This is a genomic window from Brucella ciceri (assembly GCF_041930145.1).
In the GTDB taxonomy this organism is placed as follows: domain Bacteria; phylum Pseudomonadota; class Alphaproteobacteria; order Rhizobiales; family Rhizobiaceae; genus Brucella; species Brucella intermedia.
Window position 1 is genome coordinate 417,947 of record NZ_JBHEEV010000003.1, and the last position, 18,750, is coordinate 436,696.

Genomic DNA, 18,750 nt, shown 5'->3' on the forward strand with positions numbered 1-18,750 from the left:
TTAATCCAAGGTACTTTCTCGATAAAAGCTATACATAGAAAAATCTGGTAAGAAAAATTCGGAATTTGAACTCAGATGGCAAGCTTTTTGGGGAGATTTTCTGTAAAAAGAGATCATATTATTTAGAAAGTTGCAATTTTTGGCATCGTGCATTCTTATGTGGTAATCTATATTTATAAATTTACCTTTCTGTGTGGTAAGAGGCAGAACGAGGCCGTCAAAGCTTCCAAATCCAGCTGCATTTGCTGAATATTCCAATGTTTTGAGAGATTTTGGCCAGTAGCGTTTAATTTCCTCAAGCGCTTTGACTTTGATCTCGGTTCCCCAAATCGTGGCACTGCCATTAACAATCCTCTCCCAGATTGGGTCACTATCTGGGCAAGGAACTCCTTGCCAATAGGAGTTTGTATGTTCCTCAAAGTCAGCGGTTAAGCTGCATTCACGGTCCATAATTTTTGTTAGCCAGTTGGCGTCAAGCCTGCTTGAGTTATGGGCATTAACTCCAACATCTGTGAGGTAATCATCTTTGAAATGTGCACCCCAAGTATTATCGATCCAAGTTCGGGCGACACTGTCGGGGTCATCAAAAACAAAAATCCCCGTTAAACGTGAAACTTGGTTTCGGTAGTTTTCTCTTCTTATTCTCTCTATCGCGATTTCACTTAGGAGGCGGTTGGGAAGCGAACTCGCCAGAAGATTTGCCATATTAAAAGACAGTAATGAGCAGCTTTCAGCTTCAGGCAACTGATCTGGAGTGCAATACCAACCGCGCACAACATTCCAGGCCACCATTGGATTATCGAGATCCAAGTAGACAAAGCCTTCAAAGCATTCGTTGCTCAATTATTCGACCTCCAAAGCCCAATCAACCGCCGCTTCGGCATGCAATCGTGTCGTGTCGAATACCGGCACGGAGCTGTCCTGCTGGCCGATGAGCAGCATGATTTCGGTGCAGCCGAGAATGATGGCTTCCGCCCCGCGCCGAACCAGACGATTGATGACAGCGCGGTATTTTTCGCGTGACGCATCGCGCACTTCGCCAACCACCAGCTCCTGATAGATGATGTCGTGCACGGTCTTGCGGTCGGCATCGTCGGGCGTTAGCACCTCAAGCCCATGTTTGGCCGCAAGACGGCCCTTATAGAAATCCTGTTCCATCGTGAAGGCGGTGCCGAGGAGCCCGACTTTTGAGAGGCCTGCAGCCTTGATCTTTTCCGCCGTGGGGTCCGCGATATGCACAAGGGGGATCGATGTGGCGCTTTCGATGTCGTCAGCCATCTTGTGCATGGTGTTGGTGCAGATCAGGATGAAGTCAGCCCCGCCCCGTTCAAGGTTCTGCGCGGCCTCGATCATGAGCGCGGTCAGCTCATCCCATCGGCCTTCATGCTGGAGGCGCTCGATTTCACCGAAATCCATGGACCACATCAGGCTTTTGGCGGAGTGCGTTCCGCCAAGCCGTGCGCGGATTTCCTGATTGATGATCCGATAATATTCCTGCGAGCTTTCCCAACTCATTCCGCCTATCAGACCGATGGTCTTCATCAACCTCTCCCGGATAAGATTAAGGGCGGATCGCTCCGCCCCTGCCGTATGCTCATATGTTCTGGTGAAAGCCGCCGCGTCACATCTTTTCGATGATCTTCTGGTCGCCTTCATATGCCTTGCCATTGGCGGCGATGATGGCGGGAACGATATCTTCCGCCTTGTCGATGACCAGCGGTTTCACCTGATGCGCGGTGTGCAGAAAGCCTTCCGCCATCATATGCTCAAGTAGCGAGAGCATCGGCTGCCAGAAATTGTTGATGTTTGCGAAAACCATCGGCTTGCGATGCTTGCCAAGCTGCGCCCAGGTCATCATTTCCACGATTTCCTCAACCGTGCCGATGCCGCCGGGCAGCGTGACGAACGCGTCCGATTTCTGGAACATGAGATGCTTGCGCTCGTGCATGTCGCCGACGACGATAAGTTCGGTCAGCTGTTCGGCCTTTTCAAGGCTTGCTTCCTTGTCGAGCAGGAAGGTCGGGATGATGCCGGTAACCTCGCCGCCAGCTTCCATCACGCCTTGCGCAACCGCGCCCATGATGCCGCGCGTGCCGCCGCCATAAACAAGGCGCAGACCGTGTTCGGCAATGGACCGGCCAAGCGCAACGCCCGCATCGCGATAGATGGGATTCAGGCCCGTAGACGAGCCGCAATAAACACAGATGGATCGAATCTCAGACATGATTTCTTGTGCTCTTTTGGTCTTTCAGCGTCAAGCGCCTCCGGTTTCATTTTGCGAAGAAGATTAGCGGCGGGCGGCGGTCGCGGTTGGACATTTGTGGAGATTGTTATATCTCAATCGGTATGTGTTTCAGATCGGGAAGTGGATTGGATATGAAGAACTGGGTTGTGTTTCTCGGGCTCATCTTTGCCGCGTCATCCGCGTCGGCGGGCGAAATCAATATCAAGCTGCCGGACGACACCGAAGTGACGACCAACTCCGTTCTCTACAAATGCGGCGAGAAAAATGTCTCGGTAACCTACTACAACGCCGGTGATATTTCGCTTGCGGAACTGGAGCTGGAAGACGAAACCGTCATCGCCTCCAATGTCATCTCCGGCTCTGGAGCCAAATATGCCGGCGGCGTTTACATCTGGTGGACCAAGGGCGAAACGGCCGATCTTTATAACCTTATGGACGATCCGGACCAGTCGAAGCCGACAAACTGTGTAGAACAATAACCCTGCTAATAAAAAGCCTCGTACCTTTTGCTGTTTCGGTGCAGATTTCTTGTGGGGGGAAGCCAAAAGCTATAAACCCGTCATTAAAGTCTCTGGCGTGGGTTTCGAAACGAAATGCAAAAGAACAGTTTAGGATTGCTCGGTATCGGGTTCGTCGCGATCGTCGTCGGGCTCGGCCTTTATTGGAATGCGACACGATCTCGCGTTGAGGCACCGCAGTCCGATGTCGCCGCGCCAGCATCGAACAATGCGCCAGCCCAGCCCCAGGCGGCGCCGTCCGAGACAAAAGCACCAGAAGCGCAGGGATCCGCGGCGACGAAGCCCGCGAGCGAGGCCGCGACAGGCGATGCGAAGCCTCAGGCCACGCCGACCCAAGAACCTGCCGCGCAGGCACATGCCGCTTCCCCACAACAGCAGAACAACACGCCGATTTTCGATCTCCTGCGGGTCGAGCCAGATGGTTCGGTGGTGATCGCAGGCAAGGCGCTTCCCAATGCCGATGTCGAAGTCGTGGCAGGCGCGACTGTTGTGGGTAAGGCCAAGGTGGGACCCAATGGCGATTTCGCCATCGTTCTGGATGAGCCCTTGAAGGCGGGAGACCATCAGTTGGTCCTGCGTTCGACCGGCGCAGACAACAATGTCGCCACCTCCGCGCAGACTGCCATCGTATCGGTGCCTGAAACCAGGTCGGGGCAGGTGCTGGCGCTGGTTGAGGAGCCGGGGCAGGCGAGCCGCCTGATTACGAAGCCGGAAACGGCGCCCAAGCCGCAGGACAATACGGAGGCCGCTCCCGAAGCTGCCTCCAAGGCCGACAAGCCGGCAGCCAAGCCCGCGCAGGCTTTGCCGATTGCAATCGAGGCGGTGGAGATCGAAGGCCAGTCGGTTTTCGTGGCAGGCAAGGCCAATGGCGGCAATCGCGTCATCGTCCACGCCAACGATACATTGCTTGGCGCAAGCCTCATTTCGCCGGATGGCCGTTTCCTTGTGCAGAGCAAACAGCCGCTCAGTGTCGGTGACTATATCATTCGCGCCGACCTGCTCGACAACGCCAACCGCGTTCTGGCGACGGCACGAGTTCCGTTCCGCCGCGAAGCTGGCGAGAATATCTCCGCAGTTGCTTCCGATACGGAAGGCCAGACGACCACGCCTTCGGAAGTGCATGGTGAAGCTGCGGCTCCCCTGCAGAAAGTGGAAGGCTCCGTCATCATCCGGCGCGGAGATAATCTCTGGACGATATCCAAGCGCACCTATGGTAAAGGCACGCGATACACGACTATCTATCTCGCCAATCGCGAGCAGATCCGCAATCCGGACCTGATCTGGCCAGGGCAGGTCTTCAATATGCCGAAGGAACCTTTGGGTGAGGATGAGGTGAAGCGCCAGTTGGAAGATCACGCCAACTGACCATGGTTTTCAAACCGGTTTCGGCGGGGGCGGTGGTCACGATAGTGTGTTTTCATATTGCCGCGCTTTTGGAGAAAGAACGCCTCGAAAACTTGAAGTCTGGAGCATAATCGTATATCGTCGATATACGATGAAGATAATTCTCGACAAGAATTCAGCTGAGGCTGTTTCCGATCTCGCGCAGATCGGGATTGACGATGAAGCCGCGGCGCGCATTTGCGCGGCGCTCGGCCATCCTGTCCGTATTCGCATTATCCGGCAGTTGATGATGGAGGATGCCTGCTGCTGCAAGGATATTGTCGGCAAGCTCGACCTTGCTCAATCGACGGTCTCCCAGCACCTCAAGGTTCTCGTGCAGGCCGGTCTTATCGATTATCGGCCTGAGCGCCAGTCGTCGCGTTACAGCGTCAACTGGCAGCAAATGAACGCTGTCCGCACGCATTTTGCTTCGTTCAAAGGCGCATGCTGCGGCTAGAACCTATCCCGAGAAGCGGGAGCCGGTTTTCGGAAAAGATGTGTCAAACAAACAGATAAAGCGATGACGGAGTTCATCTCGTACGAAATCGCTTGAGCCCACCGACTTGAAAGAACGCACCATGAGTTCCCCCAAAACGGTTTCCGCCGATTCCGGCGAGACGTTCAAGACATTGCGAAATCTCTGGCCCTATATGTGGCCGTCCGACAGGCCGGATCTGCGCATGCGCGTCGTCTGGGCCACGTTCTATCTGGTGATTTCCAAGATCGTGCTCATCCTCGTCCCCTATTTCTTCAAATGGGTGACGAATGCCTTGACCGGCCAGTTGAACCCGCCGGATTATATTCCGCTGTTTCTGGTCGGTGCGGTGATGCTGGTGCTGGCTTATAACGGCGCCAAGATCATACAGGCCGGTCTCAACCAGCTTCGCGACGCCTTGTTTGCGAGCGTCGGCCAATATGCGGTGCGCCAGCTGGCCTATAAGACCTTTGTGCACATGCACCAGCTGTCTCTGCGTTTCCATCTGGAAAGACGCACGGGCGGGCTTTCGCGCGTCATTGAGCGCGGCACCAAGGGGATTGAAACGATTGTCCGCTTCACCATCCTCAACACGCTGCCTACCATTCTGGAATTTGCGCTGACGGCGGTTATTTTCGCCTTCGCCTACGGCATTTCCTATCTCCTTGTCGTTGCCGCAACGGTCTGGCTTTATACCTGGTTTACGATCAAGGCGAGCGACTGGCGCATCAGTATCCGCCGGGAAATGAACGATTCCGATACGGAGGCCAACACCAAGGCGATCGACTCGCTTCTCAATTTCGAAACAGTCAAATATTTCGGCAACGAGAACATGGAAGCCAAGCGCTTCGATGCTTCGATGGCGCGTTATGAAAAGGCGGCTACCCAGACCTGGACCTCGCTTGGCTGGCTGAACTTCGGCCAGGCCGTGATCTTCGGTGTCGGCATGGCAATTGTCATGGTCATGTCCGCTCTGGAAGTCCGTGCCGGAACGCAGTCCATCGGCGACTTCGTTTTCATCAATGCCATGCTGATGCAACTGTCCATTCCGCTCAACTTCATCGGCTTTATCTATCGTGAAATCCGTCAGGGCCTCACCGATATCGAGCAGATGTTCGACCTTCTCGATGTGAAGCAGGAAGTCGTCGACAAACCCGGTGCGCCAGCATTGAAGATCGACAAGGGCGCGATCCGCTTTGAAGACGTGCATTTCGCCTATGATGCGAACCGCCCGATCCTAAAGGGGATCAGTTTTGAAGTTCCGGCAGGAAAGACGGTCGCGATTGTCGGGCCGTCGGGTGCGGGCAAATCCACGATCTCGCGGCTTCTGTTCCGCTTCTACGATGTGCAGTCAGGAACGGTTTCCATCGACGGGCAGGATGTCCGTGATGTCGCGCAGGAAAGCCTGCGCAAGGCCATCGGCATGGTGCCGCAGGATACCGTGCTGTTCAACGATACGATAGCCTATAACATCCGCTATGGCCGCCCCGATGCAACGAATGAAGAGGTGGAAAAGGCGGCAGAACTCGCGCAGATTTCCAGCTTCATCAAGCATTTGCCGGAGGGCTATAAGTCGATGGTCGGTGAACGCGGCCTCAAGCTTTCGGGCGGTGAGAAACAGCGTGTCGCCATTGCCCGCACGATCCTGAAGGCTCCGCCCATCCTCATCCTCGATGAGGCGACTTCGGCACTCGATACGGCAACCGAACAGGAAATCCAGTCCGCGCTCGACATTGTCAGCCGGGGGCGCACCACGCTTGTCATCGCGCATCGCCTGTCGACCGTTATCGGCGCTGATGAAATCATCGTCCTGAAGGATGGCCTGATCGCCGAAAGAGGCACGCATCGCATGCTGCTCAAGCACAAGGGGCTTTATGCTTCCATGTGGGCTCGCCAGCGCGAGGCCGATGAGGCGGAAGAACGTCTGCGCCAGGTGCGGCAAAGCGACGAACTGGGCGTCGTTACGCGCGGTGTCCCGGCGGCGGAATAGTCGGTTCGCGGGGTCGCTCGGTATATTAGGGCGCGATCACGTGCCCTAACAGCCGTGAATAATTTGCGAAATGGATTTTGATTCCGGATAGGATGAGGTAAATAACGGCCAAACTCAAAGGAAGAGCGATGAGCCTTACTGACACTATCCGCAATACTTTCGTGCCGATCCATCGGGAAGGCTATCCGTTTATCGCGGGCTTTTTCGTGGTTTCGCTCATTCTGGGCTGGCTCTGGGACCCGCTGTTCTGGATCGGTATGGTGCTGACCGTCTGGTGCATCTATTTCTATCGTGATCCCGAGCGCGTGACGCCAATGGACGATGATCTGGTCATCAGTCCCGCCGATGGCAAGGTTTCCTTTGTCGGCCCCGCAGTGCCGCCAGCCGAGCTGGACCTTGGCGCCGAGCCGCGTATGCGCGTGTCGGTTTTCATGAATGTGTTCTCGGTACATATCAACCGTTCCCCCGTGCGCGGCAAGATCGAGAAGGTCGTGCATCGTCCGGGCAAATTCCTCAATGCGGAACTGGACAAGGCTAGCACGGATAACGAACGCAATAGCGTGCTGATCGAAAGCCCGCATGGCAAGATCGGTGTTGTCCAGATCGCTGGCCTCGTTGCCCGGCGCATTGTTTGCTGGTCGAACGAGGATGACGATCTGTCCGTTGGCGAACGGTTCGGCCTGATCCGCTTCGGATCGCGGGTCGATGTCTATCTGCCGGCAGATGCGACCGTTCGTGTCGCGGTTGGCCAGACGGCAGTCGCCGGTGAAACCGTGCTGGCCGATTATGGCAGCGGACGCGGTGAGCCAGTGGTGCGGATCGCTTAAGCCGATGGAAGCGCCTTTTCCGCCTTTTGAGCCCAACGGCCGCGTGGATTCATCGCGCGGCCCGAAGCTGTCGCAGATACCCCTGCGTATCGTCGTTCCCAATGTCATCACAGTTCTCGCCATCTGTGCCGGTCTGACCGGTATTCGTCTGGCCTTTGAAAACCGTTTCGAGCTTGCCGTCGTGATGGTGCTCGTAGCAGCCTTTCTTGACGGCATCGACGGGCGTGTGGCCCGCATGATGAAGGGATCGTCCAAGTTCGGCGCCCAGATGGATTCGCTCGCCGACATCGTCAATTTCGGCGTAGCGCCTGCTCTGGTGCTCTATGCCTTCATGCTTGATCAGGCGCGTTCCTTCGGCTGGATCGCGGCGCTTCTCTACGCCATTGCCTGCTGCCTGCGGCTGGCACGTTTCAATGTCATGCTGGAAGACCCGAACCGCCCGGCCTGGCAAAGCAACTATTTCATAGGCGTGCCCGCACCTGCAGGCGCAATGCTCGTCCTGCTGCCGGTTTATCTCGGTTTTCTCGGCCTGACCCCGACGCGGGCGCTCGCTTTCGGTGTGGCGGTCTATACCGTGGCCATTGCGTTTCTGCTGGTAAGCCGCCTGCCGGTTTATAACGGCAAATCGGCCGGCAGCCTTGTCCGACGCGATATCGTCATGCCGCTGATCCTGTTCGTGGTTGTTTACGTCGCGTTCCTGATGAGCTTCACCTGGCAGACATTGAGCATCACGGCGCTCGCCTATCTCGCTTTCCTTCCGTTCAGTCTGGCAGCGTGGAACAGGCGTGAAGCTGCTGACAGAAAGGCTGCTGAGGCGGCCAGCGACGAAGAGGACGCGTCGTCAGAGGAAAACTGATGGCAACGCCCGTCTGATGAAACGAACGCGCTCCTCGACCGGTGATTTCGGGAGGAGCGCGATCTCATATCCGAGCCGCCTGTAGGTTTTGTCCATTGCATCGAACGTACGCACGGCTTCATCGAAATCCTGCTTGCGTTCCGTATCCTGCCCGAAGATTTCGGCCCATGGCGGTGCCAGGAACACGGTACTGTTGTATCTGATCCGGCGGGCGGCCTCCTCGATATGCTGTGGCACGGGCAGGTCGCACAGCGTCAGATAGCCGATCACATCGGGAACGCCGCGGTCGAAGAAAACGGTACCAGCCTGTTGTTCTGCCATGGCGTGAGAGCGCATCTCCCAACAAAGCATCAACTCTGCAAAGAGTGCGCGATCACTCCACGGGAGGGCGCTGCCGCCGATTGCGACCTGATCCTGGATAATGGCGCGTCCGGCTTCAACGGTGCGGGAAAAACCGCCCTTTTCGAGCGCATCGATCAGTGTGCTTTTGCCTGATCCCGGTCCGCCGCTGATGATGATGAAACGCTGGTGATCTTTAATCATAAGTCCTCCAATAGCAAAGTGAATGCGCGCGAAGACGGTCCGCGCGTGACGAAGGGTCTGAAAGTGGGAGAATTGGCCGCTGAAAAAGGAGCCGTCAGGTGGCTACCGCGTGTCCCGAAAAGTGTGAAACGGTTTTCGGGCAAGGTGGACGTCAAAAAATCACCGATCTGATTCAATCGGATCGTGACGCGGTAGGTCAATAAACAAAATAGAACCGGCCTTGCAGGGAAACAAGGCCGGAAAAAGAAATCAGCTCGGCAGATGGTAGTCCAGGAAGCGATCCTGGCGCACATCGAAGAGCTTGCCGGTGACATCCAGGGCAGGATCGGCAAGCTTGACGATCTTCTCTGCCACCGACTGCGGCGTCGGCAATGTTTCCGGATCTTCGCCCGGCATGGCCTGCGCACGCATTGCCGTGCGGGTCGCTCCCGGATTGACGGAGTTGACCTTGAGCTTCATCTGCTTCGTTTCTTCGGCCCAACTGCGCGCCATGACTTCGACGGCAGCTTTCGAGGCAGCGTAAGGTCCCCAGAAGGCCCGGCAGGTGTGCGCCACGCCGGATGAAAGCAGAATGGCCCGTCCCGCATCCGAAGCACGCAGAAGCGGATCGGTGGAACGGATGAGGCGCCAGACGCTGGTGACATTGACGTTCATGACCTTCTCGAAAGTCTTGGCTTCGACGTGCCCGATCGGGGAAATCGTGCCCAACACGCCCGCATTGGCAACCATTATGTCGAGCTTGCCCCAGCGCTCATGAATGGAGCCGCCGAGGCGATCGATGGCTTCCATGTCGGTAATGTCGAGAGGCACCAGCGTGGCGCTGCCTCCGAGTTTACGGATATCATCGTCCAGCTCTTCCAGTCCGCCGACCGTGCGTGCGACCGCGATGACATGCGCGCCGCGTTTTGCCAGTTCGAGCGAAAGAAAATAGCCAATACCGCGCGATGCGCCTGTCACCAGTGCGATGCGGCCCGTAAGGTCGATACTCATCTAGTCCCCATATGTCATTCAAACACAAGAAACAGGCGGCCTTTTGAGCCGCCTGAGTGGAAGGATTTTGCGATCAGCCGTTGCTGGCGAGGAGAGACAGCGTATGGACGTTGCTCTCGCCTTCCTGATCGAGGAGACGGGTCGGATATTCACCCGTGAAGTAGTGATCGGTAAAGGCAGGTGCCTTCGGATCACGTGGTTTGCCGCCGACAGCCTTGTACAACCCGTCGATGGAAAGGAACGCAAGGGAATCCGCGCCGATATAGCGACACATGGATTCGAGGTCCTTGTGCTGGTTTGCCAACAGCTTATCGGCATGGGGGGTGTCGATACCGTAGAAATCCGGATGGTAAATCATTGGACTTGCCACGCGGATATGCACTTCCTTGGCGCCTGCATCGCGGATCATCTGCACGATCTTGACGGAAGTGGTGCCGCGCACGATGGAATCATCCACCAGCACGACGCGCTTGCCTTCGATCATGGCGCGATTGGCCGAGTGCTTCAGCTTGACGCCAAGCGCACGAATTTGCTGCGTCGGCTCGATGAAGGTGCGGCCCACATAATGGTTGCGGATAATTCCATATTCGAACGGAATGCCGCTGGCCTGCGCGAAACCAAGAGCGGCAGGCGTGCCACCATCGGGCACCGGCACGATCACGTCGGCTTCGATACCGGCTTCCTTGGCAAGCTCCATGCCCATGTTCTTGCGCGCGACATAGACGCTGCGACCGCCGACGACGGAGTCGGGGCGGGCGAAATAGACATACTCAAACAGGCAGAGCCGTTCCGGCTGCGGGTTCTCGGGCTTGATGGATTCCGTGGTTATGGAGCCGTCCTTCTGGATCTCGCAGATGATGACTTCGCCGTTTTCGACATCGCGAATATATTTCGCACCGATGATATCGAGGGCGCAGGTTTCCGAGCAGAAGATAGGCTTGCCATCAAGCTCGCCCATGACGAGCGGACGGATGCCGATGGGATCGCGCGCGGCGATCAGTTTTGTGCGGGTCAGCGCCAGCATGGCATAGCCGCCTTCGACCTGCCGGATGGCATCGACGAAACGGTCGGAGGAGGATGAGTGGCGCGAGCGGGCAATCATATGCAGCACGACTTCGGTGTCGGAGGTCGCCTGGAAGATCGCGCCCGAAGCGATCAACTGCTTGCGCAGCGTAATGCCGTTGGTGAAGTTGCCGTTGTGGGCAATGGCGATGCCGCCGACTTCCAGTTCCGCGAACAATGGCTGCACGTTGCGCAGGATCGTCTCGCCGGTGGTGGAATAGCGCACATGGCCGATGGCGCGGTCGCCCGGCAGGCGGTTCAGCGTTGCCGCGTCGGTGAAATGATCGCCGACGAGGCCCATGTGGCGTTCGGAATGAAAACGGCGGTTGTGATAGGAAACAATGCCGGCGGCTTCCTGCCCGCGATGCTGGAGGGCATGCAGGCCCAGCGCCGTCAGCGCGGCAGCGTCCTCGTGGCCAAGAATGCCAAATACGCCGCACTCTTCATGCAGGGTATCTTCATCCAGCATGAAGGAGGCATTTTCAGAAGAATGGCTGGTCATTGCCGCAAGGCCTTTCGATTGCAGAGGCAACTAAAGCATGTTCCGGAAAAGGGAAAACCGGTTTTCCGATTTACGACATGCGTAAAGACTTCAGGCGCCTCTCTATCACAAGATGGCTTTTTGTTAAAAGCGAAGAGTTCATCGATGCGTCGATATGATCTCATGAACATCAGTATCGCATGACGCTCACGAATAATCTCGCAAATTCCCGCCTGAAATATGATCGCGGATGCAAAATGACAATGTCTGAACGTCGATATGGCTGTTTTGCATTGACCATGTTTATTTCCGGAATTGAAAAAGCCGTCAGCGGGGCTGGCGGCTTCTCCATATCTCGGAACGGCTTATTGCTGTGCAGGCGTATCGTCCGGAACCGGCGCTTCTTCCTGCTCGCCGGAAGCGGGAGCAGTCTGTTGAGGCTTGAATTTTTCAATCATCTGGTCGGGATTTGCTGGCAGAAGGTCGATCAATTGTTGGCCGAACGAATCGAGCATCGGCTTTGATTTCGCATTCGTTACCCAAGCTGGCTGGTTTGTCGGGACGAGCCAGTTGAAGAACAGCATGGCGACGACAACGAGAAGCACCCCGCGTACACCGCCAAACAGAAAGCCAAGCGTGCGGTCGAGTGCACCGATACGGCTATCGATGATGAAATCGGCGATCTTCATCGTAATCAATGACACGACAATCAACACCACGAGGAAAACCGCGCCAGCGGCTGCAATCTTCGCGATGGTTTCGTTGTTGATATACGGTTGTACGAAAGGCAGAACTGGTTGGTAGAATAGATAAGCTGCAGCGGCAGCCGCAGCCCATGACACCAGCGACAGCACCTCGCGGGAAAAACCGCGCACCATCGCCAGAATGGCTGAAACCAGCGTTATCCCGAGCAGAATTCCATCAAGCATGGTTATCGGCATTCTGGCCTGTCCTCAGTTATTATGCGCAAAATGATCCATGCGCAGGGCAGTCAAAGATGCTGAAGTTTATCACCGGAAGGTTGACAGATTCTTCCAGTCATAAAACTCCAGATTTATTGCTTCTTTCCGGAGCCTGAAGCCGCGATGCGCGCAACAAGATCGGGCAAGGCGGAAGTTTCCATGAGGCGGAAGCTGCGATCTTTCCAGAGTTCGCCACTGCCACCGGGCACTTCTGCCTGCCGGAAGCCGAGTTTCTCCGCTTCCTTGAGCCTCTGTACCGCATGCGTTACCGCACGAACAGCACCGGAAAGGCTGATTTCGCCGAAATAAACACAATCTGGCGGAAGGGCAATACCGGCCATGGATGAAACAAGTGCAGCAGCCACAGCTATATCCGCAGCAGGCTCGCTGATACGATAACCGCCCGCAACATTCAGGTAGACATCGTGCTGGCCGAAACGAACGCCGCAATGCGATTCGAGAACGGCGAGGATCATGGCAAGCCGTCCGCCATCCCAGCCGACGACCGCACGGCGGGGGGTGCCGAGCGAGGAGGGGGCAACAAGCGCCTGTATTTCCACCAGGACCGGACGCGTGCCTTCCATGCCGGCGAAGACCGCCGCACCCGGAGCCTTCGCATTGCGCTCACCAAGGAAGAGTTCGGACGGGTTGGACACTTCGCGCAGGCCCCCGTCGGACATCTCGAAGACGCCGATCTCGTCGGTCGGACCGAAACGGTTCTTCACCGTGCGCAGGATGCGGTAGTGATGCCCGCCTTCGCCTTCGAAATAGAGAACGCCATCGACCATATGTTCTACCACACGAGGCCCGGCGATCTGGCCTTCCTTGGTGACATGGCCCACAAGCACCACAGCGGCGCCCGTCTGCTTGGCATAGCGGATCAGCGCCTGCGCGGAGGAACGCACCTGCGTCACGGTTCCCGGTGCGGAATCCGCCATGTCGGTCCACAGCGTCTGGATCGAATCGATGATGACGAGATCGGGCCGTTTGGTGTCTGAAATGGTGGCGATAATGTCCTCGACATTGGTTTCGGCGGCAAGCTCCACCGCTGACGATGCCACACCCAGACGCTGCGCGCGCAGCCTGATCTGGGCGACGGCTTCTTCGCCCGAAACATAAACGATGCGATGGCCGCGATTGGAAAGGGCGGCGGCTGCCTGCGTCAGCAAGGTGGATTTGCCGATCCCAGGATCGCCGCCGATGAGAAGAGCGGAACCGCGCACGAAACCGCCGCCTGTCACGCGGTCAAGCTCGCTTATGCCGGAAATGATGCGTGGCGCGTCTTCTATGTCGCCGGAGAGCGAGGTCAGCGCCACGGCGCGTCCCTTGCGCTTGGACAACATGGCGCCGGGTCCGGAGCCGATGCCGCTATTGGTGCCTTCCTCGACAAGCGTGTTCCACTCGCCGCAGGAGTCGCACTTGCCCGCCCAGCGCGAATGGACCGTGCCACAGTTCTGGCAGATGAATTGAACGCGCGCCTTGGCCATCAGACGCGTCCTTTGACTTGGGAAAACTTATTCATACTGCTCCGGCAGATAAGAACCCTCGGCCAGATCTGCAAATCGCGTGAATTCAGACTGGAAGGCGAGTTTGACGGTGCCGGTCGGACCATGACGCTGCTTGGCGATAATCACGTCGGCGGTGCCGCGCACCTTTTCGAAATGCTGCTTCCATTCCTCGTATTTCGGATCGAACTCGTCACGCGGCTCGAGGTTCTTGACGTAATATTCCTCACGGAACACGAAGAGCACCACGTCGGCGTCCTGCTCGATGGAGCCCGATTCACGAAGGTCGGAGAGCTGGGGGCGCTTGTCGTCGCGGCTTTCCACCTGACGGGAGAGCTGTGAGAGCGCGATGATGGGAACGTTGAGTTCCTTGCCCAGCGCCTTGAGGCCGGTAGTGATTTCCGTGATTTCCTGCACGCGGTTCTGTGCGGAAGCTTTCGATGAGCCGGTCATCAGCTGCACATAGTCGATGACGAGAACGTCGAGGCCGCGCTGGCGCTTCAGGCGACGCGCGCGTGCTGCAAGCTGGGCGATCGAGATACCGCCGGTCTGATCGATATACAGCGGGATTTTCTGCATCACCTGCGAGCACGCGACCAGCTTTTCGAAATCGGTTTCGGTGATGTCACCGCGGCGGATTTTCGAGGAGGAAACCTCCGTCTGCTCGGAAATGATACGGGTTGCGAGCTGTTCCGCCGACATTTCGAGCGAGAAGAACCCGACGACACCGCCATTGACGGCCTTCATCGAGCCGTCGGCCTGCTGTTCGCCTTCATAGGCGTTGGCGATGTTGAAGGCGATATTGGTGGCAAGCGAGGTCTTGCCCATGCCCGGACGACCAGCGAGGATGATCAAGTCCGAGGGTTGCAAGCCGCCCATCTTGGCGTCAAGCGAATGAATGCCGGTCGAAACGCCGGAAAGATGGCCATCGCGCATGAAAGCGGCGTTGGCCATGTCCACGGCAGTCGTCACCGCGTCCTTGAAGGGCAGGAAGCCACCGTCATACCGTCCCGTCTCCGCCAGTTCGAACAGGCGTCGCTCGGCATCTTCGATCTGTTCCTGCGGCGCCATGTCAACCGGCGCGTCATAGGCAACGTTCACCATGTCTTCGCCGATGCCGATCAGCGCGCGGCGCGTCGCCAGATCGTAAATCGCACGACCATAGTCTTCGGCGTTGATGATGGTGACGGCTTCGGTGGCGAGGCGCGTCACATACTGGAATATGGTGAGATCGCCCACCTTGCCTTCGGTGGGCAGGAAGGTCTTCATCGTCACCGGATTGGCCATCTTGCCAACGCGGATGAGATCGGTGGTGATCTCATAGATGCGACGATGCAGCGGCTCGAAGAAATGGGTAGGCTTCAGGAAGTCCGATACCCGGTAAAACGCATCATTATTGATCAGAATGGCGCCGAGCAGCGCCTGTTCCGCTTCAATATTGTGGGGTGCTTCGCGATAGAGCGCGTCTTTCTGCTCCCGCGCGTCGTCGAGTTTGCGTACCGCCGCTTCCGCCATGATTCCAAATCCTGTCCCTGATGCAACCAGCTAGCCCTCAAGCGATGCCAAACGCAACGAAGCTTCGGGTGATTCCAGCTGGAAGAGACAAGCTATACCATGATTCACACTGATCCACAGTTTCGATCTCGGTTTTGTCAGTCCGCTGTTGACGCGGACCGACGCTCCGATTGGCGGGAATGGTTTCAGGCGTTCATGCTTTTCTTGACCGCCCGCACCTCGCTATTGGCTCCTTTGGGAGCACTGTCGAGACGTTTGAGGCGTTTTTCTTCGGCCTCGATATAGTTGCGGGTCAGCGGAACGGCTTCCTGCTTGTGGGCGATCTGGATGTGGAACACCATCATATTCTGCCAGCGGAACGCGCTTTCCGATGCTGCCAGATAGAATTCCCACATCCGGCAGAAGCGCTCGTCATAAAGCGCCTTGGCCTTGTCGCGATTGGCCATGAACGCCTCTCGCCATGCTTTCAGTGTTTCGGCGTAATGCAGCCGCAGGATTTCTATGTCGGTGACATAAAGTCCAGCTTTCTCGATATGCGGCAGCACTTCCGAAAGTGCCGGAATATAACCGCCGGGGAAGATGTATTTGCGGATGAATGGATTGGTCGCACCCGGCCCATCGGCGCGTCCGATGGCATGCAGCAGAAAAACACCATCCGGCTTCATCAGCCGCGCCACATGCTGGAAATATTCCGCGAAATGCCCCACGCCGACATGTTCGAACATGCCCACCGAAACAAGCCTGTCAAACTTGTCGTCGATGTTGCGATAATCGGTCAGCTCGAATTTCGCCCTGTCGGCCAGCCCCTCATCCTTTGCGCGCTGATTGGCGATGGCGTGCTGCTCTTCGGACAAGGTTACGCCTGTGACATTGGCCTTGAGGTGGCGAGCCAGATAAAGCCCCATGCCGCCCCAGCCGCAGCCGATATCGAGCACCCTGTCGCCCTCCTTCACCAGCATCTTGGCGGCGATGTGGCGTTTCTTGGCGAGTTGCGCCTCGGCAAGCGTGGCGTTCGGCGGATCGAAATAGGCGCAGGAATACTGCTTGTCGGGATCGAGAAACAGGTCGTAAAGCTCGCCCGAGAGATCGTAGTGACTTTTGATATTGCTCGACGAACGCGAAATCGTGTTCATCTGCTGGAAGCGGCGGAAGAGCACGCGCAGTTTTCCGGCGGCTTTCATCCACGGCTCGGTCGCTGCCGTCGGCCCGGTATTTTCAAACACCACCTGAAGCAGCGTATAGATATCGCCTTCCAGGAAATCGATCTCGCCATCCATGAAGCATTCGGCGAGTTTCAGTTCCGGGTCGAGCGCAACGGCGCGCTCGGCGTGCTTGGTCTTGAACTGAACATGAACCGGCGTGCCGGTCTTGTCGCCATACTGAAATCGCGACCCCTCCGAATCGGTGACCGTCAGGTCACCGGTTTTAATCATATGCGAAAGAACAGTACGCAACATTCCATACATCGGCCCCATCTCCTCTCCAGGATTGAAGCGAGTGCACGTCCATGCGTTTGCATGGCAGGCGGCGGTGCAAGGTATCAGAGCCGCTCTGTCATCAGATTTCAGGCAATATCCCAGTCGGTCAATCGGCCTTGGGAAAGCCCAAGCAACGCAGACGTTTCCGTCGGCACCCTCTGCAATCCAACACTAATGAACAGAATAGGGAGTTTTACCGATCTGAAAAGAGAAAATGCCCGGCGAAGGCCGCCGGGCATGATCATATAAAGTTTACCACGATGGGAATGAGCGACTCTTGGCCGGGCATCCCCACGGATAATAGGTGGCTAATTAAGCCTGATCTTCAGCTTCGTCTTCGTCGTCGAAAACTTCTTCCGACAGAGGCTGTTCTTCGATGCCGTAGATGGCTTCGATCGAGGTCAGGTCTTCACCCTTTGCCTGACGTTCGGCTTCTTCAGTCGAACGGGCGATGTTGACGGTTACCTGAACCTGAACTTCCGGATGCAGCGAAATCGAGACTTCGTGCAGGCCGATCGTCTTGATCGGGTGGTTCAGTTCAACCTGGTTGCGGTGCAGGGTGAAGCCGTTGGCCGAAATGATTTCGGCAATGTCACGGGTCGAAACGGAACCGTAGAGCTGGCCGGTTTCACCAGCCGAACGCACGACGATGAAGCTTTCGCCATTGAGCTTTTCAGCAACGGCGCTGGCTTCGTTCTTGCGTTCCAGGTTCTGGGCTTCGAGCTGGGCGCGCTGGCCTTCGAACTTCTTCTTGTTGGCTTCATTGGCACGAAGAGCCTTGCCCTGCGGGAGCAGGAAGTTACGGGCATAGCCGTCCTTGACCTTGACGGTTTCGCCCATCTGGCCGAGGCGGCCAATGCGTTCCAGAAGAATGACTTCCATTGGAGTTTCCTTTCGAGTTTCTGATCGGGTTTACTGACTGTCGGCGCCAGGCATTTTCGAAACCGGCGCGCCGCGCGAAGTGTCGAAAAGTCCGAGAACCATGAAGATGAAAAGCAGGAATGCGAAAAGTATGATCGCAAAGTAGGCAAGCCATAGCGCCACCGGGCGCCAGACCTTGCCGCGTGTGCGAAAATGCATGATGGCAAGACCTGACATCATGAAGCCTGCGCTGAGAGCGCCGGCGATGACGGTCGCAATCAATCCGGCGCCGCCGGGAAGAAATGCGACCGCAAGAGCGACCGCGAAGACAAGCAAAGCCGGGCGCGGCATGCGCAGCGTCGCGGGCCAGTCGTCACGCGGACGGCGCAGGCGACCCGACATCGAGATCAGGCGCTGCGCCAGATAAAGATTGCCAACGAGAATAGCGAGGCAGGTTGCCGGCTGGATTGCAGGCAGGGCGACCATCAGGAGCGCAGTCAAATTGTCCCGAATGTCTTCGCTGGCCGTGAACTGGGGATCCGCTTCGGCAACCCGGTCGATAAGGGTGCTAGCGAGTTCGCGCGCCATGTCCGGGCCGAACCCAAGAATGGCGCCGATGACGATGAAGCTGAGCGCCACCATCAGGGCAAGCCGGAAGATGATGTCCGACAGCGGATACCAGACCAGAATATCCTTCGGTCCGCCGAGTTCTTCCGCTGGCCGTGCGAGGCCGGAAAGATATGCTCCCGTCGCCGCAGGAACGAAGCTCGTCAACGCCATCAGGAGTGCTGCGATGGGAACAGCGACTACGCCGACGGCAACCGTGGCTGTGGCGGCGGCAACGATACCGGCGCTCGACCCCCAGCCAAGGGCAACGACGAAGATGGGAAGCGGAGTCAGGAAATAGAGAACCATGGCCATGGCGGCTGCCATCGCGCCACCTTGCATGATGACGCCGGACGACATCAAGGCCGAGGCAAGCCCCGCCAATATGCCGATACCGATAATGGTTCCATTGAATTTCATCAGTTTCGCTGTCCTGCTCCGGTCTGGCCGGTT

General features: G+C 57.0%; 18 protein-coding genes. 6 read left to right on the top strand and 12 right to left on the bottom strand.

Annotation, left to right across the window (positions count from 1 at the left end):
- From JNC63_RS08335 to JNC63_RS08345, 3 genes are all read right to left on the bottom strand, one after another.
- Nucleotides 1–843: a DUF2441 domain-containing protein gene (locus tag JNC63_RS08335; RefSeq protein ID WP_006466202.1), complete on the bottom strand. Its 843-nt coding sequence runs from the start codon at nucleotides 841–843 to the stop codon at nucleotides 1–3.
- Nucleotides 844–1,542, bottom strand: a complete 699-nt coding sequence (locus JNC63_RS08340; protein ID WP_006470666.1) for an aspartate/glutamate racemase family protein — start codon at nucleotides 1,540–1,542, stop codon at nucleotides 844–846. It lies immediately after the preceding gene.
- Between the two features lie 79 nt (nucleotides 1,543–1,621).
- Entirely contained in the window at nucleotides 1,622–2,224 is a 603-nt protein-coding gene (locus tag JNC63_RS08345) for an LOG family protein (RefSeq protein ID WP_006466204.1), read from the bottom strand.
- A 152-nt stretch (nucleotides 2,225–2,376) separates the two neighbouring features.
- Between JNC63_RS08345 and JNC63_RS08350 the strand changes: the two genes are divergently transcribed.
- From JNC63_RS08350 to pssA, 6 genes are all read left to right on the top strand, one after another.
- The gene (locus tag JNC63_RS08350; protein WP_006470667.1) at nucleotides 2,377–2,724 is read left to right on the top strand and encodes an MliC family protein; all 348 of its coding nucleotides are present in this window, start codon (nucleotides 2,377–2,379) and stop codon (nucleotides 2,722–2,724) included.
- Nucleotides 2,725–2,838: 114 nt separating this feature from the next.
- A complete protein-coding gene (locus tag JNC63_RS08355) occupies nucleotides 2,839–4,128 on the top strand; it encodes an Ig-like domain-containing protein (RefSeq protein ID WP_036564722.1) in 1,290 nt (429 codons plus the stop codon).
- A gap of 130 nt (nucleotides 4,129–4,258) precedes the next feature.
- Nucleotides 4,259–4,603, top strand: coding sequence for an ArsR/SmtB family transcription factor (locus JNC63_RS08360; protein WP_006470669.1), 345 nt, complete (start codon nucleotides 4,259–4,261; stop codon nucleotides 4,601–4,603).
- Between the two features lie 121 nt (nucleotides 4,604–4,724).
- The gene (locus JNC63_RS08365; protein ID WP_039852303.1) at nucleotides 4,725–6,611 is read left to right on the top strand and encodes an ABCB family ABC transporter ATP-binding protein/permease; all 1,887 of its coding nucleotides are present in this window, start codon (nucleotides 4,725–4,727) and stop codon (nucleotides 6,609–6,611) included.
- 128 nt (nucleotides 6,612–6,739) lie between these two features.
- Nucleotides 6,740–7,438: a phosphatidylserine decarboxylase gene (locus tag JNC63_RS08370; protein WP_006466209.1), complete on the top strand. Its 699-nt coding sequence runs from the start codon at nucleotides 6,740–6,742 to the stop codon at nucleotides 7,436–7,438.
- A 4-nt stretch (nucleotides 7,439–7,442) separates the two neighbouring features.
- Entirely contained in the window at nucleotides 7,443–8,294 is an 852-nt protein-coding gene (gene pssA / locus JNC63_RS08375) for a CDP-diacylglycerol--serine O-phosphatidyltransferase (RefSeq protein ID WP_006470670.1), read from the top strand.
- Here the strand turns inward: pssA and JNC63_RS08380 are convergent.
- The 9 genes from JNC63_RS08380 to JNC63_RS08420 all read right to left on the bottom strand — a co-directional run bounded on the left by JNC63_RS08380 (nucleotide 8,280) and on the right by JNC63_RS08420 (nucleotide 18,717).
- Nucleotides 8,280–8,837: an AAA family ATPase gene (locus JNC63_RS08380; RefSeq protein WP_006466211.1), complete on the bottom strand. Its 558-nt coding sequence runs from the start codon at nucleotides 8,835–8,837 to the stop codon at nucleotides 8,280–8,282. The genes pssA and JNC63_RS08380 overlap by 15 nt on opposite strands.
- A gap of 249 nt (nucleotides 8,838–9,086) precedes the next feature.
- On the bottom strand, nucleotides 9,087–9,827 hold the full coding sequence (locus JNC63_RS08385; protein ID WP_006466212.1) for an SDR family NAD(P)-dependent oxidoreductase: 741 nt from the start codon (nucleotides 9,825–9,827) through the stop codon (nucleotides 9,087–9,089).
- Between the two features lie 73 nt (nucleotides 9,828–9,900).
- Nucleotides 9,901–11,391 carry an amidophosphoribosyltransferase gene (purF, locus tag JNC63_RS08390; protein WP_025091916.1) on the bottom strand — a complete coding sequence of 497 codons (1,491 nt, stop codon included), beginning with the start codon at nucleotides 11,389–11,391 and terminating at the stop codon, nucleotides 9,901–9,903.
- 344 nt (nucleotides 11,392–11,735) lie between these two features.
- The gene (locus JNC63_RS08395; protein WP_006466214.1) at nucleotides 11,736–12,311 is read right to left on the bottom strand and encodes a CvpA family protein; all 576 of its coding nucleotides are present in this window, start codon (nucleotides 12,309–12,311) and stop codon (nucleotides 11,736–11,738) included.
- A gap of 113 nt (nucleotides 12,312–12,424) precedes the next feature.
- A complete protein-coding gene (gene radA, locus JNC63_RS08400; RefSeq protein ID WP_006466215.1) occupies nucleotides 12,425–13,819 on the bottom strand; it encodes a DNA repair protein RadA in 1,395 nt (464 codons plus the stop codon).
- Nucleotides 13,820–13,846: 27 nt separating this feature from the next.
- Nucleotides 13,847–15,352, bottom strand: a complete 1,506-nt coding sequence (locus tag JNC63_RS08405) for a replicative DNA helicase (protein WP_006466216.1) — start codon at nucleotides 15,350–15,352, stop codon at nucleotides 13,847–13,849.
- A 185-nt stretch (nucleotides 15,353–15,537) separates the two neighbouring features.
- Complete coding sequence (locus JNC63_RS08410) at nucleotides 15,538–16,818, bottom strand: cyclopropane fatty acid synthase (RefSeq protein WP_006470672.1); 1,281 nt, start codon at nucleotides 16,816–16,818, stop codon at nucleotides 15,538–15,540.
- Nucleotides 16,819–17,142: 324 nt separating this feature from the next.
- Entirely contained in the window at nucleotides 17,143–17,712 is a 570-nt protein-coding gene (gene rplI / locus JNC63_RS08415; protein WP_006470673.1) for a 50S ribosomal protein L9, read from the bottom strand.
- Between the two features lie 30 nt (nucleotides 17,713–17,742).
- Complete coding sequence (locus JNC63_RS08420) at nucleotides 17,743–18,717, bottom strand: DUF2232 domain-containing protein (protein WP_006470674.1); 975 nt, start codon at nucleotides 18,715–18,717, stop codon at nucleotides 17,743–17,745.
- Nucleotides 18,718–18,750: the final 33 nt, after the last annotated feature.

What these genes read in the sequence shown, in the direction of transcription:
- JNC63_RS08340 (WP_006470666.1), bottom strand. Translation starts at nt 1,542, where the DNA reads ATGAAGACCATCGGTCTGATAGGCGGAATGAGTTGGGAAAGCTCGCAG.
- JNC63_RS08345 (WP_006466204.1), bottom strand. Translation starts at nt 2,224, where the DNA reads ATGTCTGAGATTCGATCCATCTGTGTTTATTGCGGCTCGTCTACGGGC.
- JNC63_RS08350 (WP_006470667.1), top strand. Translation starts at nt 2,377, where the DNA reads ATGAAGAACTGGGTTGTGTTTCTCGGGCTCATCTTTGCCGCGTCATCC.
- JNC63_RS08355 (WP_036564722.1), top strand. Translation starts at nt 2,839, where the DNA reads ATGCAAAAGAACAGTTTAGGATTGCTCGGTATCGGGTTCGTCGCGATC.
- JNC63_RS08360 (WP_006470669.1), top strand. Translation starts at nt 4,259, where the DNA reads ATGAAGATAATTCTCGACAAGAATTCAGCTGAGGCTGTTTCCGATCTC.
- JNC63_RS08365 (WP_039852303.1), top strand. Translation starts at nt 4,725, where the DNA reads ATGAGTTCCCCCAAAACGGTTTCCGCCGATTCCGGCGAGACGTTCAAG.
- JNC63_RS08370 (WP_006466209.1), top strand. Translation starts at nt 6,740, where the DNA reads ATGAGCCTTACTGACACTATCCGCAATACTTTCGTGCCGATCCATCGG.
- pssA (WP_006470670.1), top strand. Translation starts at nt 7,443, where the DNA reads ATGGAAGCGCCTTTTCCGCCTTTTGAGCCCAACGGCCGCGTGGATTCA.
- JNC63_RS08380 (WP_006466211.1), bottom strand. Translation starts at nt 8,837, where the DNA reads ATGATTAAAGATCACCAGCGTTTCATCATCATCAGCGGCGGACCGGGA.
- JNC63_RS08385 (WP_006466212.1), bottom strand. Translation starts at nt 9,827, where the DNA reads ATGAGTATCGACCTTACGGGCCGCATCGCACTGGTGACAGGCGCATCG.
- purF (WP_025091916.1), bottom strand. Translation starts at nt 11,391, where the DNA reads ATGACCAGCCATTCTTCTGAAAATGCCTCCTTCATGCTGGATGAAGAT.
- JNC63_RS08395 (WP_006466214.1), bottom strand. Translation starts at nt 12,311, where the DNA reads ATGCCGATAACCATGCTTGATGGAATTCTGCTCGGGATAACGCTGGTT.
- radA (WP_006466215.1), bottom strand. Translation starts at nt 13,819, where the DNA reads ATGGCCAAGGCGCGCGTTCAATTCATCTGCCAGAACTGTGGCACGGTC.
- JNC63_RS08405 (WP_006466216.1), bottom strand. Translation starts at nt 15,352, where the DNA reads ATGGCGGAAGCGGCGGTACGCAAACTCGACGACGCGCGGGAGCAGAAA.
- JNC63_RS08410 (WP_006470672.1), bottom strand. Translation starts at nt 16,818, where the DNA reads ATGTATGGAATGTTGCGTACTGTTCTTTCGCATATGATTAAAACCGGT.
- rplI (WP_006470673.1), bottom strand. Translation starts at nt 17,712, where the DNA reads ATGGAAGTCATTCTTCTGGAACGCATTGGCCGCCTCGGCCAGATGGGC.
- JNC63_RS08420 (WP_006470674.1), bottom strand. Translation starts at nt 18,717, where the DNA reads ATGAAATTCAATGGAACCATTATCGGTATCGGCATATTGGCGGGGCTT.